The sequence below is a fragment of the Microcystis aeruginosa NIES-2549 genome (genome assembly GCF_000981785.2).
GTDB classification, from domain to species: Bacteria; Cyanobacteriota; Cyanobacteriia; order Cyanobacteriales; family Microcystaceae; genus Microcystis; species Microcystis aeruginosa_C.
Genome location: NZ_CP011304.1, coordinates 1,347,195 through 1,362,082 on the forward strand (window position 1 = coordinate 1,347,195; position 14,888 = coordinate 1,362,082).

Sequence of the window (14,888 nt, forward strand, 5' to 3'; positions counted from 1 at the left end):
AACCACAAAGACACAAAGGACACAAAGATCGATCGCTCCTATATTAAGTTAAACTGATCAGACGAAGAATAAGAGAGTCAAAATTAATAGACCTCCCGCAAAAGTAAGTTCTCGATCCGCTATCGGGTCAAAATATCTAAAAGCACAGATAAATTTGACATCATCTTCGGTTTTATGGGTAGGATAGTTGTCTCTTGTCTTTTTTCTCCTCCTGTCTCGGAGTTTCCTCACCTAACGGAAGATTTTTGATTTTTACAGGAGAGCTTTTGATCTCAAACAGCCAAACTAACTCGATAAAATAAAAATTAATGGCAGTAAGGAGATAAAAGTTATGGCTGAGTCAAAAAACTGGGATTTTCAGAGATTTTGGCAAACTCTCGACTATTTTGATAGTATTCCCCTCTGGAGTTGTCTGCAAAAGCTGCTCGGTTTCGGGGAAGATAAAAAAATTCAGCTAACAAATGAGCAAGGCATGAAGACTATTTTAGTCATTGGTGGTGAAAATGCGATCGGTAGAAAGGTAATCGCTCAACTACAGCAGCAAAACTATCAAATTCGCGCTTTAGTCGATAATATCGAGTCTGCACGTCAATTATTCGGCGAAAATGTCGATTTATTCGCTCTGGAAACCCCGCAATTATTCACGGGGATTGATGAGATTATCTACTGTCAAGGGGAGAATAACCGCCATAATTTAGCTAATTTACTCGATTTACTGAAAAATGCTGGTGTAACCGCCGAAAAAACCCTCTTTGACTTTAGCAATCCCAGCAGTGATATAAAAGAAATCTGGGGTGCGGTGGATGATGTGGTGATGGGAGGAGTGAGCGAGAGTCAGATAACCCTGACTAGAGGACGAGCGCTCTTTTCTGGTATCGTTAGAACCGAAAATAACGGCGGTTTTGCCTCAGTTCGTACCAGAAACCTGAATCCTCCCCTAAATTTATCTAACTACGAGGGAATAGAATTACAGGTACAAGGGGACGGAAAACGCTATAAATTAATTCTGCGCTGTGAAGGACGTTGGGATGGTATCGGTTACTGTTATTCTTTTGATACATTTGATCGCACCCTGCAAAAGATTTCTATTCCCTTTCGCGATTTAATCCCAGTGCTGCGGGCCAAAACGATGAGAGATGTAGTACCCTTTGATAGCAGTAGCGTCTATGCTTTGCAGTTAATGCAGAGTAAATTCGAGTACGATGGGGCCTTAAATCCCCGTTTCTCTCCGGGGTTATTTGCTTTAGAAATTGTCACAATTAAAGCCTACGGTGGCAAAAATCGCTTAATTATCGTTAAAGAAGGAGAAATCGCCGAAAAAAGCCTCTTAGATGCTAGTGGTTATCCCTACGAAGCGATCGATTCTGCCCAGATTTTCGCTAAACTTAATTAATTTAAATAAGCTTGGATCTCAAGTTAAACTACAGAACATCGGGTTAAGATCATGACTATCGGGAGCATAATTAAGGAGGTATGTTCATGAGTGAACAGAATCCCTACGAACAACTTGGGGTTACTGAAGAATCCTCTTTTGAAGAAATTCAAGAGGCCAAACAAAGACTGGTGCAACAGTATCAAAATGATAGCAAAATTGTCGAATTGATCGAGGCGGCCTACGATTCCGTCCTCATGGATCGACTGCGGATGCGACAGGAGGGTAGAATTAAAGTTCCCGATCGCATTCGTTTTCCCGAACGTCTGGCGATTCCGGTGGAAAGTAAACCGGTTACTAGCGGCAAATCTCCTAACTGGTGGAAAAGCTTAATCGATACACCTTCTGCACAGGATATCGGTGTACCAGCAGTGATTTACGCTTGTTTAGGAGCAATAACGCTGTTAGTTCCCGATCCTAGCGGCTCCCTCTTACCGCTGCTCTTAGCTTTTGGCGTTTTCGTTAATATCTATTTTTTCAACCGCAAAGAAAAACGTTTTGGCCGCGCCTTGCTGTTCACTCTCGCTGGTTTATTGTTAGGAGTCGCTCTGGGAGCGGGATTAGCCAGTTTAGCGGCCAAGGCTGATTGGCATATTTTCGGTGATCGCCAAATTTATGCGCTCGTCACTTTTCTGATCTTTTGGGTGATTAGTAGTTTTTTCCGTTAACCGAACGCTCGCAGGGAGCCTAAGATCACTTCCACTGCTTCCCCAAGGTTATTGACGATATAATCAGGCTCGTAGCTCTCTAAACGGGAACGGCTGCGAATCCCCGATAATACGCCAATAACCTTGATATTCTGGCTCTTAGCGGCGGCAATATCCGCTTCCGTATCCCCCACCATCCAAGTGTCGGCAGCCGCCGGCAGTTCTTTAGCGGCCTTAGCCATAAGCAGGGTTTTGTCGCGCACGTCGTTGGTTTTGGTGTAATTGTTATTTAGACAATAACGACGATTAGCGGCGAAAAAACGACCGATATCGTAGCGATTAAAGGCATGATCTAGCTCGGATACCCGCCGCATCGTCATCACGACTAAATCGATCTTTAACTCTTGGATTTTCTGGAGAGTTTCCAAAGAACCAACCACCGGGCGATCGTGGACAAGATAGGGTAAAGTATGAACAGTTTGACGACGAAGATGGGCAAATTTACGCGCTTGATCTTCATCTAATCCTGACATTTCCCCGATACGCTTCTCAGAAACCTGATCCCGTTTTAACTGCCAGAATTCCGCTTTCGATAATTCCCCGATAATTTGACCTTTATAGGCGGTTTTCTGTAAACAGTATTGATAAACTTGGTAATATCGCTCCGATACGTCCATTATCGGGCCGTCAAAGTCGCTAATTAGTCTCAACATCGTTCTAATACTTCTCGCTTTATTAATTTTTATATACAAGTTACCCTAGAGTCTTTACAATTACAAGAGTTTTGTCGGGAAAAAGATTAGGAATGAGGGAAGTGGGGAGATGGGGAGATGGGGAGATGGGGTGTGGGGTGTAGGGTGTGGGGTGTGGGGTGTGGGGGGAAATGGGGAGGTGGGGAAATTTCAACTAATACCCCAAAACCCCAACCTCCAACCCCTCACTGATTACTGATTACTGATCACTGATTACTGATCACTGATCACTGATGCTTCCCCTTCCCTAGTCTGGACGGTTAGCTTAAAATAAATGTAAGGATATGTAAACTTTCGTAACTATCTCGCCAATTGGCTAACCAATGATCCCAACAACTTCTTTATTCGCACCCGTTGACGATGATCTCCGTCTTTTGACCGATAACTTAAAAAATCTCGTCGGCGCTCGTCATCCCATTTTAGCGGCGGCAGCAGAACATTTGTTCGAGGCCGGTGGTAAACGCGTTCGACCGGCGATCGTGTTGCTGGTATCTCGCGCTACTATGTTAGACCGGGATATCACTCCCCGTCATCGTCGATTAGCGGAAATCACCGAGATGATCCACACTGCCAGTCTCGTCCATGATGATGTGGTAGATGAGGCAGAATTGCGGCGCAGTGTTCCCACCGTTAACAGTTTATTTGACAATCGTGTGGCGGTTTTAGCGGGAGATTTTCTTTTCGCTCAATCCTCTTGGTATCTAGCTAATTTAGATAATTTAGAAGTGGTAAAATTGCTCTCGGAAGTGATTCGCGATTTTGCTGAAGGGGAAATTCAACAGGGAATTAATCGCTTTGATACCAGTATCTCCTTAGAAGCTTATCTAGAAAAAAGTTACTACAAAACTGCTTCTTTAATTGCCAACAGTGCCAAAGCAGCTGGGGTATTAAGCGAGCAATCGGCCGAAGTTAATCATCATTTATATAATTATGGTCGTGATTTAGGATTAGCTTTTCAAATCGTCGATGATATTCTCGATTTTACCTCCCCCACGGAAGTATTAGGAAAACCCTCTGGCTCCGATTTGATCAGTGGTAATATCACCGCTCCTGCTCTCTTTGCCATGGAGGAAAATCCCTATATAGAAGTGTTGATCGAACGGGAATTTAGTCAGGAAGGAGACATCGAAAAAGCTCTTGACTTTATTCACTCTAGCCAAGGTATTCCTCGCTCAAAAGAATTAGCCAATCAATACGGTCAAAGTGCCTTAAAACACCTTGACTGTTTAGCTTCTTCTCCCTCAAAAGATGTGTTAATTGAGCTAGTAGATTACGTTTTGAGCCGAATTTATTAGGGAATAATAGTTCTCGCCGTAGCAATAGTCCAAGCATCGACTAATAATAAAAATAGGGTGAGAATAAAAAGAATTCCATACATCCAAGGTTGAGAAAGGGGGCGAATATCAGTCATATCCAAGTTAGTTTTTTCCTCGATTATTTTGACCATGCGATTAAATCCCACTACTCGCATCGGCAATAAATAGGCTTTTTCTGCGGAGCGATCAAGGAAATAATAAACTAAACCACCCTGTCCCGTACTGCGACATTTAAGTTCTTTTATATCTGTCCAATTTAACCACCAACCAGAGCGAAGAAAAGCGGGAAACCATTGGGGATAGGTAACTTGTATCCCTGTCTCTGATAAAATCACCCTTTCACTTAAAGCTCCGTATAAAGCGATTAATCCTAAGCTAATTCCTACCCAGAGAAAATTGGGATTAACGGGGGAATTAGTGACTTTTGCTAAAAAGGGTAAAGGGATGGTTAACGCCACATATAAACTTAATAAAGTTACCCGAATTATTGGTGAAATGCGAAAAGTTGTTGTCTCGTTCATTTGATAACCTTAATCAGTAAACAGTAAACAGTGAAAAGAAGGCTCCGAACTTGCCACTTAATACTTTAACACTTTAATACTTAATACTGCTCACTGATAACTGATAACTGATCACTGATCACTGAGTCTCCTTGTCCCCAAAAACCATCGTATTTAGTAACTTCGATATCACCAAAAACTTTGACTTGACAAGCAAGACGACGGTTATTATCGGGGTTATGGGGAGGTAAAGAAAGACGCGCTTTTTCCTGCCAATTGATAGCAGAAACTTCGCCCACAATTGCCACCGCACAGGTTCCACAGCTGCCGATGCCGCGACAATTGATTAACTTGGAACCGCCGTTATACAAAGAAATGTCATGTTTTAATAATATGCGACGGAGATTTGCCCCTCGATCGCAGGTGATTGTTTGACCGTAAACTGTTATTCTAGGCATTAGGGGCGTGATTTTAAGTGGCTACAGTTATTAATTAATATTAACACCTATTGACTATTTCTATGAACAATGGTAAGCGCATTTGGGTCTATGACACTACTCTCCGGGATGGGGCCCAGCGAGAAGGTATTTCTCTCTCCCTAGAAGATAAAATTAAAATCGCCAGGGAATTAGATCGGATGGGTATTCCTTTTATCGAAGGCGGTTGGCCCGGCGCAAACCCAAGAGACGGTCAATTTTTCTGGAAACTGCACGAAGAACCCCTAAAACAAGCAGAATTAGTCGCTTTTTGTTCCACTCGTCGCCCCCATATCGAGGCCCGGGAAGATCGGATGTTAACCGCCATTCTCGCCGCTAGAACCCGTTGGGTGACAATTTTCGGCAAATCTTGGGATCTGCACGTCACAGAGGGCTTAAAAACCAGTCTGGAGGAGAATTTAGCCATGATAGGAGATACGATCGAGTATCTACGCTGTCAGGGAAAACGAGTCATTTATGATGCCGAACATTGGTTTGATGGTTACAAAAATAACCCCGAATACGCCCTTTTAACCCTCAAAACCGCCAGGGATGCCGGGGCCGAATGGTTAGTTTTCTGTGATACCAACGGCGGCACTTTACCCCAAGAAATCGCCCCGATTGTGGAGAAAGTGCGGGAGCAATTGGATATCGATCCTGATAACGAAAATGGGACTAAATTAGGCATCCATGCCCATAATGACGCGGGAACCGCCGTAGCCAACTCCTTAGCGGCAGTTAACGAGGGCGCACGCATGATTCAAGGCACAATTAACGGTTATGGGGAACGCTGCGGCAATGCCAATTTATGTACTTTAATTCCCAATCTTCAGTTAAAAATGGGATTTTCTTGTCTAGAAGAAAATCAATTAGGCCGATTGGCGGGAACTAGCCGAAAAATCAGCGAAATGGTCAATTTAGCCCCAGATGATCATGCTCCCTTCGTCGGACGTTCCGCTTTTGCCCATAAAGGCGGTATTCACGTTTCTGCGGTGGCGAAAAATCCCCTCACCTACGAACATATTAACCCGGAAGCGATCGGGAATCAGCGCCGCATCGTCATTTCTGACCAATCGGGGTTAAGTAATGTGTTAGCGAAAGCGCGTAGTTTTGGCATCGATTTAAATAAAGATGATCCCACCTGTCGGCAAATTTTGGAACGTTTAAAAATCTTGGAAAGTCAGGGTTATCAATTTGAGGCAGCCGAAGCTAGTTTTGAGTTATTAATGCGGGAAGCTTTGGGACAGAGAAGCCACCTTTTTGAATTAAAAGGATTCCAAGTTTATTGTGATATGCTCCGGGATAGTGGTAATGCGATTGCAACAATTAAAGTACGGGTAAAAGAGGAAGATTTATTAGAAGTGGCCGAGGGTAACGGGCCTGTGGCTGCTTTAGATCTGGCTTTAAGAAAGGCTTTAGTCAAATTCTATCCCGAAATTGCTAACTTTCACCTGACCGATTATAAAGTAAGAATCCTCGATAGTGGTTCGGGGACGGCAGCGAAAACTAGGGTTTTAATCGAGTCCAGTAACGGTCAACAAAGATGGACTACTGTGGGAGTGTCTAGTAATATTTTAGAAGCTTCCTATCAAGCAGTAGTAGAAGGAATTGAATATGGTTTATATCTGCTGCAAAACAATAAACTAGAATTATCGGGTCAATTTTGTCCTTTGGGAATAATTTAGGGAACAGTTATCAGTTATCAGTAATCAGTTATCAGGAGTCAGTTATCAGTTATCAGATTTTTTATCCCCACACCCCACACCCCACTTCCTGCTCCCCTTTATGGGATTGAATGTTTACTAGGATAATAATCGGGTAACAAAAGAATTTTGCCAACGACGAGCCAAGGCCCGCAGATACATATTAACGGGAAACTGATAATATTCGATAATTAACCAGAGTAAACAAATACCATGGCAAATAAAGGTTAAAATCGACCAAAATAGAGGCACCCATGACAAAGGACTCCCCTCGACCGGAGGAAAAAGATAGGCCCCCGTAGCCACAATTGCTGTGGGAAAAATCACAAATCCTAAACCGATAATTAAGTAAAAACCTGCCATCTCCATTCCTTCTCTCGGTAAACCCTGCCAATACTTACCATTCCAATACCAAGTTAAGGGTAATTGACTATCGGCCATTTTTAAAACCTGTTGTTCTAAATTAGCAGTAAAAATGTGTTGACAAAAGTTACAAGCATAGGCTTCCATGAGTGGTAAAGTGGCGATTTTACCATGGCGACAGACGGGACAAGAATAGGTATCGTGATAGTTTAATCGGGTTGGCTCGGTCATGGTAATGTGAGTGAGAGTAAAAAAGGCCATTGCAGATAATTAACTTTTCCCTATTGATAACTAATTAAGCAAGATTAGAAGGAATTGTCCCTAGTTTTTGCAGTTGTTTTTCAATATTAGCCTTTAATTGGGTCCGGGAGATTTCTTTTCCTGTTTGAGCGGTGTGTGCATTTTCCAGAAAAATAATACTATCTACTTTTTCTACGGCAAATAATTGGAATAAAAGATGGGTTACAGGAATCAGGAGCGTTGATAGGGGGGAATTAGCAGTATTTTCAGCAGATAGGGCCATTTTTTCCGTAGCAAAGGCATAGATCACCCTTTTTTCCTGTTGCGGCTGCTGCCGATGAGCTAAGGTGGTTAGTAACCAATCACCCTGGCTATTCTGCACCACATAGTATTGTAAATGTTTTAACTGTCTAGCAAAAGCCGCGAGGACAGGATTAACCGCTTCTTCCATGACCACGGTGGCCAGTCCGTAATTGACCGCTTCTCGACTTAAAATATGCAGTTGGGCCTTTAATTTCATGGCTAATAATGTCTATAAACTAATCGATGGCGATGACATTCATTTCTTGACTCGGCAACCCCAGTTAAAATTGTCGTCTTGAAAAGATGAGGATGGAGATACCCAATAATAGACCAGTATAAACGAGACTGTAGAGGGCATTACCCATTAAGACATCAGCACTAGGCAGCAAACCATAAACGGCCTCGTTTCTAAAATTCAATCTCTCCAAATCTGGGAGAATTAGATAAATATTTTTAGTGATAGCGAGGATATTGGCATTTTTGCTGATTATACCCAATTGGATCAGATCTTTGCTGATGTGACCCATTAGATAGAACCCAAAAGTCATTAACGTGGCTATAATCGAACTGGTAAATACCCCAAAAGTGATCGCCACGGCCGCGATGAGAATTAATTCCAAACCGAGATAGAAAACCGAGACAATCAGGGGTAAAGCTTGAAAAGATACTTTCATCCCCAGCAACATCAGCAGGTAAATCACCAACATTACCCCCAACATCACCGCTAAAACCCCGGACAAACCCAAGTGTTTACCGAGGATAAATTCGGCCCGACTCAGGGGTTTGGGAATCAAAACTAAAATAGTTCTCTTGTCAATTTCCTTATTAATTAGCTCTGTACCCACAAAAACCGCGACAATTACCCCTAATAACCCGATAGCGGCTAATCCCAAGTCAAGAAAGATTTTCTCATGGGTTCCCACCGCAATTTCCGGTAATAAACGCCAAGCGAAGGCCATCAATAGGGCAAAAAACCCGATAAAGTAAAGAATGCGATCGCGAATAACCTCGCGAAAACTATTAGCTGCGATCGCCCAGATTCTCAGGATGCTGATACCCATAGCTTTTCATCAAAATAATATCTGTCTTTTCTTTTGAGATTACCCATTTCCGTGGCAAAAGTGGACCTCCTCTAAAAATCAAAAATTGTCGCGGTTGGTTAGCAGTCCCTAGGGATAACTAGGTATTGTTAAGTTAGCTAAAAAAGCAGCTAATCCTTACTGTTCCAGTGTTACCTTATCTTTGCAGGCAGCTGACTCCTTGGTTTTGTTGTAGTTGTCCTGAAACTTCCTCACCGTCCCAATCCGCCATCAAGAATAAGCCTAGGATAAATTGATCTCTAATAACCCCGGTGGTGGCGTAATCTCGATGCGTGCCGCTTTCAGATCCACCAGTGGCACAATTTCTTTGACGAAGGGGACCAGGGCCCGGGCCCCTGAGTCGGAGGATGAACTTTTTTTCTTGAGGGGGGCGAGATTTGCTTCTAGTTGCACTGCTAAAATGTCATTACCCGCCCACAAAATATCCACCACAACCCCGATTTTTTCTCCTGTCAGGTGATGATAAACCTCTAAGTTTACTAGCTCGCTAACATGATATTCATCCGCTTTTAGGCGAGGTTTTTCTAGTTTATTCGCCCATAATTTATATCCGCGCAAAGCTTCAGCTTGTTCCCGATTTTCAACCCCCTCTAACTTGATAACATAAACATTTTTTCCCGGTAGCTCACGTCCCCTGAGCAGAGTAATTTCTCGGATTTCTCCCCCCTGGGCCCCTTGTATTCCCCTAATACCTCGCTTCTCAAAACGTTCGGGAAAATCTGATACCGATAAAACTCGCAATTCTCCCTCCAGTCCCTGGGGTGCTACTATTGTCCCAATTTCTAGCCAATTTTCTTCCATTGTCTCGACATTTTTTGCTATAGCTTTCCCTAGTATATAGCCTTTTTTGTCTCGCTCCTAGATTTTAAAAGTCTTGGTAAGGTAAAATTTTTAGTTGACCTCTACTCCTGACCATTTTTTGACTTTTTACTGGTGACTTTTTACTGAATTATGACTATTTGGCAAGCGGATTTTTATAAATCTTCATCTTCTTCCCCTCTTGGCACAGTCTGGCAATTGTTAATTTTCGATCCTCTCGGTCATCTTATTTATGAAAATTCCTGTCCCCAATCCCAAGCTAATAGTGACTGGTTAACCCAACAGTTACAGCAAGCTTGTCAAGTCTCCTCCCCAGAAATTATCCAAGTTTTTCGCCCCCAATGCGCCAATTTATTTCTCCTCGCTGGTCAAAATTTACAGATCAAAATCGAGTTAACCCGTCACGTTAATGCCCTGAAAAAACAGCTAGAATTACGCCAAATCCCCATCAATATCGACTCTCCTCCACCGCAACCCCTACCGGAGCAATTTTTAGGTCAAGAGTGGCGTTTTGCTCGTTTTCCCGCCGTTGATTTAGTTAATTTTTTTGGCGATCGCCGAATACCGATTCTTTCCCTACCAGAGGCCTTTTCTCCTTTAAAATTAGGTTTAGCCTCCACTTTAATGATCCCCGGTCTGGTTATTACCGGTGGTAAAAAATCTCTTGCCATCGCTCGTTGGCTAGGGGAAATTAACCCAGTATTTATCGATCATATTCCCACAGAAAGGGGGCGATCGGGCGGTTTAGTCTTGGAATCGGGCCTAAATGAGCGTTGGATTTTTCTCACCTATGAGGATGAAGAAGTGGCCCAGGCAGCCAATGCTTATCAGGCAACCAAAGAGGAAAGCCAAGGTTTGCACTTTCTCCTCATACAACCGGATGATTCCGGTCGCACTTTTACCGGCTTTTGGCTACTGAAGCAAGTTTAACCCCCAAGCTGTCCCCAAGAGGCAGAGAATGCCGGCTAAACCCGCTAAAGGTTGGTTATAGATACCTTTAACCCAAACTAACCCAGAATCGCTGTAAGACATCAATTCGGCACTGTCTAGCAAGGCCAATCCCCATACCCAACCGCTATGAAGTCCCCAAGCTAATCCTAAACTACCATGATCGATCGCCCGCGCCCAGACCAGAACCATGCCCATCAGAAATAAACCGGGTAGTTGCGGCAGCGTTTGCTGACGTTCCCAAAGCAGGTGCAGCAGGGCAAAAATTAGGCTAGAAATGGCTCCCGCCACCCCAAAACCGTATTCTTGGCTTAATTGGCTCAAAAAGATGCCCCGAAAGATTAATTCCTCGGTAATACCCACCCAGAGGGCCACTATCAACAGGGGTAAACTCAAGGAAAAAGCACGAGTTAGATTTTTGGGCTGCCAATGTACCCAGGTCAAAATCCCCTCTAGAAAAAAAATTATCCCTAATCCCACCACTGCCAAGATTAATCCTTTAGTTAGGGAGATAAATAGGGAAAATGACCAAATTAATCCGTAATTATCGAGGCTGCTCCCCTCTATCTTGAATAATCCCCAGATAACTAAGGGAGCCAAGGCGTAAAGAGAGGCCACCAAGGGCAATTTTTGGTCAGGTTTTGTCCCTTGCAGCGGTTGCCATCCCAAACGACTCCCTAAACCAATGGCAATGGGCAGCCAGAGAATTAACCAGGCTAACAGGAAAATAATAATTTTTATTAAGGCGGTAATCTCCATTGTCAATTAGGTGTTATGGAAGTGGGGTGTGGGAAGAATAAATAAAAATAATCTCCTGTCTCGGAGTCTCCTGTCTCCTGATGGCTAAAACAACAAACCCTCTAGGGACAGAATAACAGTGGAACTTTGCTCTGGTAAAGCCTAGCTCCAACAAAAATCTATCCTTAGGGGGTTGCGAAAAAGAAGAAAAAGTGCTTGAATAAAACCCCTCAAGTTGATGAAAGAGGCGGTCAGGGGTTAGAATTGGGGATAAGAATCTATATTGTCTTTTTGGTCGGTCTTGTCAAAACTAGCCCTTTTGACTGCCGATTTTTTTTATCCTTATCCCTACTCCGTAACCTATTTAAGCTTCTACTGGTTCTTCTGATTCCGTTTGTTTGAGGTGGATGTGCTTGTAGCCAAGTTTGATTTCAAATTCATCCCCGGGCTGCAAGTTCATTTGTTCGGTATAGGTGGAACCGATGACGATTTGACCATTTTTATGGACACTAACCCGGAAAGTGGGTTCGCGGCCGCGGCCATCTTTAGTGCCTTCGGGATCGAGAGGAACGCCTTTTGCACCCAAAACAGCATCGTAAAAGTCGGTTAAATTAACCCGAACTTGGCCATCTTTACTTTGGGAGTAGTAACCACAACGTTTTGCCGTTTCGCGACGGGGTAAGTGGGCCAACTCTTTGACTTTTTGTAGTAGAGCTTTCCCGGTTAGGGGAGTAGGAGAGATATCACTCATGGTACTTTTAAATGTCCCTTGATTTTTGACTGACTGTCAATTAAGTTTACACTGACAAATTGATCATACCAAAAATCTTGCCAAAAATGTCTAGAGGGGAATAATAAATTTTTTAAAACTGATGGTTCGATGATGACAATCGTGCTAAGAAGACCCCAGACTAGGTAGTAAGTGTAAACCTTGTGGGGGAGAGGAAATTTTTGGTTAAGACTCTCGCAATTTTTGGTCGGGTGCGAAGAAAACAGGGGGGAGAAAGTAAGGACATAAAACGGATCAAGCTATACCCAGCAAGGAATTGAGAAACTATACTTGTGGTTGGAGTTGGCAAAAAACTAATGACCCAGAGCAGTAAATCCGGGGTGATTAAACTGTTTTCGATCGACTTGCCCATCTATGATTAGGTCTAGATACTCACCCCTTGGCTAAACCGACTGGGGAAAATCTTAAGGATTAATTACCATTACTAGCTCCCCTTTGGCCCGTTAACATCGATTATCCTGAGTATTAGGAGTCCCTCACCCCCGTGCCGAGTATGGAAATTTCTTTTAAAATTCTGCGTCAACGACCCAACGACAGCCCCTACCTAGAAAATTTTACCCTAGAGGTGGAGGCGGGAAATACAATTCTCGACTGCCTTAATCGCATCAAATGGGAACTTGATGGAACTTTGGCCTTTCGTAAAAATTGCCGCAATACAATTTGTGGCAGCTGTGCTATGAAAATTAACGGTCGTTCGGCCTTGGCTTGTCAACAAAATATCGCCAGTGAATTAAACCATTGTAGCCAAAAAGATGCCGGAGAAATTCCCGAAATCACGATCGCACCCCTAGGCAATTTACCAATTATCCGGGATTTAATCGTCAATATGCAACCGTTTTGGGACGATTTAGAAAGGGTTGAACCTTATATTAGTAGTCAAGCGCGCACCATTCCCGAACGAGAATTTCTGCAAACTCCAGAAGAAAGAGCCAATCTCAATCAGATGGGTAACTGCATTATGTGCGGGGCCTGTTATTCGGAATGTAACGCCAAGCAAGTCAATCCCGATTTTGTCGGGCCCCACGCTTTGGCAAAAGCGCAGCGCACCCTAGCAGATTCTCGCGATGGTAATCAAGAAGGTCGTCTAGAACTTTATAACCAAGGCACCGCAGGGGTTTGGGGGTGTACCCGTTGCTATTTCTGTAATGCGGTTTGTCCCATGGAAGTGGACCCCATGGATCAGATCGGTAAAATTAAACAGGAAATACTCGCTCGCAAGTCGGCCGATAGTAGTCGTCCCATTCGTCACCGAAAAGTTTTAGTGGAATTAGTCAAAGCAGGGGGATGGGTGGATGAACGCCAATTCGGCCTCTATGTGCTGGGCAATTATTGGCGCGATTTACAGGGTTTATTAAGTATTGCCCCCCTGGGATTGCGGATGATTGCTAAGGGTAAATTTCCCACTTCCTTTGAAGCTTCCGAGGGAACCGAGGAAGTAAGAGGTTTAATTACTGCCATTCAAAATTCTCGCTCTTGATAGTTAGAGTAATTCTGAGATAATTATGATCTATATTCTATTTGACTGGAGAACCCCTTATCATGTTCGATCGAGATAGTATCCGTGGTTTTTCTGCCCTGATTACCCTTGTGGGAGTCGCTTCTAGTTTGGGTTTTAGCCTCAACGCACCGGCTTTCTCCCAAGCTATCTCTAACAATTTACCATTACTCTTAGCCCAAAAAAGCGAAAAGGTGCGAGTAGCGGTTTTAGACTTCGATTATAGCGGTCTTAGTAATCCCCAATGGTTAACATTTCTCAATGGTGGAGCCAGTGGTGTCAGTGATATTCTCGTCAATAAATTGGTAGAAAGTGGTCGCTATACAGTCATTGAGCGCAGTCGCATTGATGCTGTCCTCAGAGAACAGAATTTGGGGGCTTCGGGACGGGTAGATGCCGCTACCGCCGCTCAAATCGGGCAAATTTTGGGGGTAGATGTGGTGATTATCGGTTCGATTACCCAATTCGATTTACAAAAAAAAACAATCCGGTGGCTCGTTTATTATTTTTAGCACCGCTAAGACAGAAACCGATGCTTTTGTCAAGTTAAATGTCCGGGCAATTAATACCACCACGGCCGAAATTATTACCACCGCTCAGGGAGATGGTACTGCCAATCAATCCGATGGTTCAACCGTGGTTTTAGGGGTTGGGGGTGGTTCCCAAACCTCCAACGAAGGGAAATTACTCAGTATTGCCACCGATAAGGCAGTAGCGCAGGTGGTGGGTAATCTCAATGATAAAGCCGACCAAATCGCCGCTACACCGCGCTCGCTCCCGACTGTCACCGCTTTAGTGGCTGCCGTGGCCGGAAATCAGGTAATTCTCAATAAAGGCACGGGAGAGGGTTATCGTGTTGGTTTACGCATTTCCATTGAACGGACGACTCAAACGGTCAAGGATCCGCAAACGGGTAAGGTTATCCGTCAGATTACTCAACCGATTGGCACTCTCGAAATTGTCGAAGCTGATGGTCAATCTAGCGTCGGTCGCATCATTACCGGTAATGGTTTTAAAATCGGAGATTTAGCTAAACCGATTCGTTAATTGGGGAAGTGGGGAGCGGGGTGTGGGGTGTGGGGAGCGGGGAGATCGGTAAACTTAAAACTCAAATCTGATAACTGATAACTGATCACTGATAACTGATAAGTGAACACTCACGAAAATTTGAAGTTATGTAAAGCGAAGCCTGGGGTCAGGTAAGACAACCGATAGAATTTATAATCGGAATCCCTTGCATATTCCCTAGACCAGAGCGATTAACAA

At 43.7% G+C, this 14,888-nt stretch carries 15 protein-coding genes and 1 pseudogene; 7 read left to right on the plus strand and 9 right to left on the minus strand.

Going from position 1 to position 14,888, the window contains the following annotated elements; translation table 11 throughout:
• Positions 1-331 precede the first annotated feature (331 nt).
• Entirely contained in the window at positions 332-1,393 is a 1,062-nt protein-coding gene (locus myaer_RS06430) for a CIA30 family protein (protein WP_046661463.1), read from the plus strand.
• Between the two features lie 86 nt (positions 1,394-1,479).
• Positions 1,480-2,100 carry a CPP1-like family protein gene (locus tag myaer_RS06435; RefSeq protein ID WP_046661464.1) on the plus strand — a complete coding sequence of 207 codons (621 nt, stop codon included), beginning with the start codon at positions 1,480-1,482 and terminating at the stop codon, positions 2,098-2,100.
• On the opposite strand, the gene myaer_RS06440 is transcribed toward myaer_RS06435, so the two are convergent.
• Positions 2,097-2,792: an HAD family hydrolase gene (locus myaer_RS06440; protein WP_046661466.1), complete on the minus strand. Its 696-nt coding sequence runs from the start codon at positions 2,790-2,792 to the stop codon at positions 2,097-2,099. The genes myaer_RS06435 and myaer_RS06440 overlap by 4 nt on opposite strands.
• Before the next feature lie 362 nt (positions 2,793-3,154).
• Between myaer_RS06440 and sds the strand changes: the two genes are divergently transcribed.
• A complete protein-coding gene (gene sds, locus myaer_RS06445) occupies positions 3,155-4,126 on the plus strand; it encodes a solanesyl diphosphate synthase (protein WP_046661468.1) in 972 nt (323 codons plus the stop codon).
• Here the strand turns inward: sds and myaer_RS06450 are convergent.
• Positions 4,123-4,668, minus strand: coding sequence for a hypothetical protein (locus myaer_RS06450; RefSeq protein WP_046661470.1), 546 nt, complete (start codon positions 4,666-4,668; stop codon positions 4,123-4,125). The two genes, sds and myaer_RS06450, sit on opposite strands and share 4 nt — an antisense overlap.
• A gap of 80 nt (positions 4,669-4,748) precedes the next feature.
• Complete coding sequence (locus myaer_RS06455) at positions 4,749-5,105, minus strand: 2Fe-2S iron-sulfur cluster-binding protein (protein ID WP_046661471.1); 357 nt, start codon at positions 5,103-5,105, stop codon at positions 4,749-4,751.
• 62 nt (positions 5,106-5,167) lie between these two features.
• Between myaer_RS06455 and cimA the strand changes: the two genes are divergently transcribed.
• Entirely contained in the window at positions 5,168-6,808 is a 1,641-nt protein-coding gene (gene cimA, locus myaer_RS06460; protein ID WP_046661473.1) for a citramalate synthase, read from the plus strand.
• A 117-nt stretch (positions 6,809-6,925) separates the two neighbouring features.
• Here the strand turns inward: cimA and myaer_RS06465 are convergent, their stop codons facing one another.
• The 4 genes from myaer_RS06465 to rimM form a co-directional block, all read right to left on the minus strand.
• Positions 6,926-7,420: a hypothetical protein gene (locus myaer_RS06465; RefSeq protein ID WP_046663623.1), complete on the minus strand. Its 495-nt coding sequence runs from the start codon at positions 7,418-7,420 to the stop codon at positions 6,926-6,928.
• A gap of 64 nt (positions 7,421-7,484) precedes the next feature.
• Positions 7,485-7,949 (minus strand): hypothetical protein, encoded by a 465-nt coding sequence (locus myaer_RS06470; RefSeq protein WP_046661475.1) that lies wholly within the window; start codon positions 7,947-7,949, stop codon positions 7,485-7,487.
• Positions 7,950-8,013: 64 nt separating this feature from the next.
• A complete protein-coding gene (locus myaer_RS06475; RefSeq protein ID WP_046661476.1) occupies positions 8,014-8,793 on the minus strand; it encodes an ABC transporter permease in 780 nt (259 codons plus the stop codon).
• A gap of 261 nt (positions 8,794-9,054) precedes the next feature.
• Positions 9,055-9,633, minus strand: a complete 579-nt coding sequence (gene rimM, locus myaer_RS06480; RefSeq protein ID WP_046661477.1) for a ribosome maturation factor RimM — start codon at positions 9,631-9,633, stop codon at positions 9,055-9,057.
• Positions 9,634-9,783: 150 nt separating this feature from the next.
• On the opposite strand from rimM, the gene myaer_RS06485 reads away from it, so the two are divergent.
• Positions 9,784-10,581, plus strand: coding sequence for a Tab2/Atab2 family RNA-binding protein (locus myaer_RS06485; RefSeq protein ID WP_046661478.1), 798 nt, complete (start codon positions 9,784-9,786; stop codon positions 10,579-10,581).
• Here myaer_RS06485 and myaer_RS06490 read toward each other — a convergent pair.
• Both myaer_RS06490 and myaer_RS06495 read right to left on the minus strand, forming a co-directional pair.
• Positions 10,564-11,358, minus strand: coding sequence for a CPBP family intramembrane glutamic endopeptidase (locus tag myaer_RS06490; protein WP_046661479.1), 795 nt, complete (start codon positions 11,356-11,358; stop codon positions 10,564-10,566). The genes myaer_RS06485 and myaer_RS06490 overlap by 18 nt on opposite strands.
• Positions 11,359-11,701: 343 nt before the next feature.
• The gene (locus myaer_RS06495) at positions 11,702-12,088 is read right to left on the minus strand and encodes an AbrB family transcriptional regulator (RefSeq protein ID WP_046661480.1); all 387 of its coding nucleotides are present in this window, start codon (positions 12,086-12,088) and stop codon (positions 11,702-11,704) included.
• A 532-nt stretch (positions 12,089-12,620) separates the two neighbouring features.
• Between myaer_RS06495 and myaer_RS06500 the strand changes: the two genes are divergently transcribed.
• Together myaer_RS06500 and myaer_RS06505 are read left to right on the plus strand one after the other, a co-directional pair.
• Entirely contained in the window at positions 12,621-13,604 is a 984-nt protein-coding gene (locus myaer_RS06500; protein WP_046661481.1) for a succinate dehydrogenase/fumarate reductase iron-sulfur subunit, read from the plus strand.
• A gap of 62 nt (positions 13,605-13,666) precedes the next feature.
• Positions 13,667-14,669 (plus strand): annotated as a pseudogene (locus myaer_RS06505) (CsgG/HfaB family protein).
• Positions 14,670-14,888: the final 219 nt, after the last annotated feature.

Bases quoted from the DNA above. Each gene is read 5' to 3' on its own strand.
- myaer_RS06430 (WP_046661463.1), top strand. From the start codon at position 332: ATGGCTGAGTCAAAAAACTGGGATTTTCAGAGATTTTGGCAAACTCTC.
- myaer_RS06435 (WP_046661464.1), top strand. From the start codon at position 1,480: ATGAGTGAACAGAATCCCTACGAACAACTTGGGGTTACTGAAGAATCC.
- myaer_RS06440 (WP_046661466.1), bottom strand. From the start codon at position 2,792: ATGTTGAGACTAATTAGCGACTTTGACGGCCCGATAATGGACGTATCG.
- sds (WP_046661468.1), top strand. From the start codon at position 3,155: ATGATCCCAACAACTTCTTTATTCGCACCCGTTGACGATGATCTCCGT.
- myaer_RS06450 (WP_046661470.1), bottom strand. From the start codon at position 4,668: ATGAACGAGACAACAACTTTTCGCATTTCACCAATAATTCGGGTAACT.
- myaer_RS06455 (WP_046661471.1), bottom strand. From the start codon at position 5,105: ATGCCTAGAATAACAGTTTACGGTCAAACAATCACCTGCGATCGAGGG.
- cimA (WP_046661473.1), top strand. From the start codon at position 5,168: ATGAACAATGGTAAGCGCATTTGGGTCTATGACACTACTCTCCGGGAT.
- myaer_RS06465 (WP_046663623.1), bottom strand. From the start codon at position 7,420: ATGACCGAGCCAACCCGATTAAACTATCACGATACCTATTCTTGTCCC.
- myaer_RS06470 (WP_046661475.1), bottom strand. From the start codon at position 7,949: ATGAAATTAAAGGCCCAACTGCATATTTTAAGTCGAGAAGCGGTCAAT.
- myaer_RS06475 (WP_046661476.1), bottom strand. From the start codon at position 8,793: ATGGGTATCAGCATCCTGAGAATCTGGGCGATCGCAGCTAATAGTTTT.
- rimM (WP_046661477.1), bottom strand. From the start codon at position 9,633: ATGGAAGAAAATTGGCTAGAAATTGGGACAATAGTAGCACCCCAGGGA.
- myaer_RS06485 (WP_046661478.1), top strand. From the start codon at position 9,784: ATGACTATTTGGCAAGCGGATTTTTATAAATCTTCATCTTCTTCCCCT.
- myaer_RS06490 (WP_046661479.1), bottom strand. From the start codon at position 11,358: ATGGAGATTACCGCCTTAATAAAAATTATTATTTTCCTGTTAGCCTGG.
- myaer_RS06495 (WP_046661480.1), bottom strand. From the start codon at position 12,088: ATGAGTGATATCTCTCCTACTCCCCTAACCGGGAAAGCTCTACTACAA.
- myaer_RS06500 (WP_046661481.1), top strand. From the start codon at position 12,621: ATGGAAATTTCTTTTAAAATTCTGCGTCAACGACCCAACGACAGCCCC.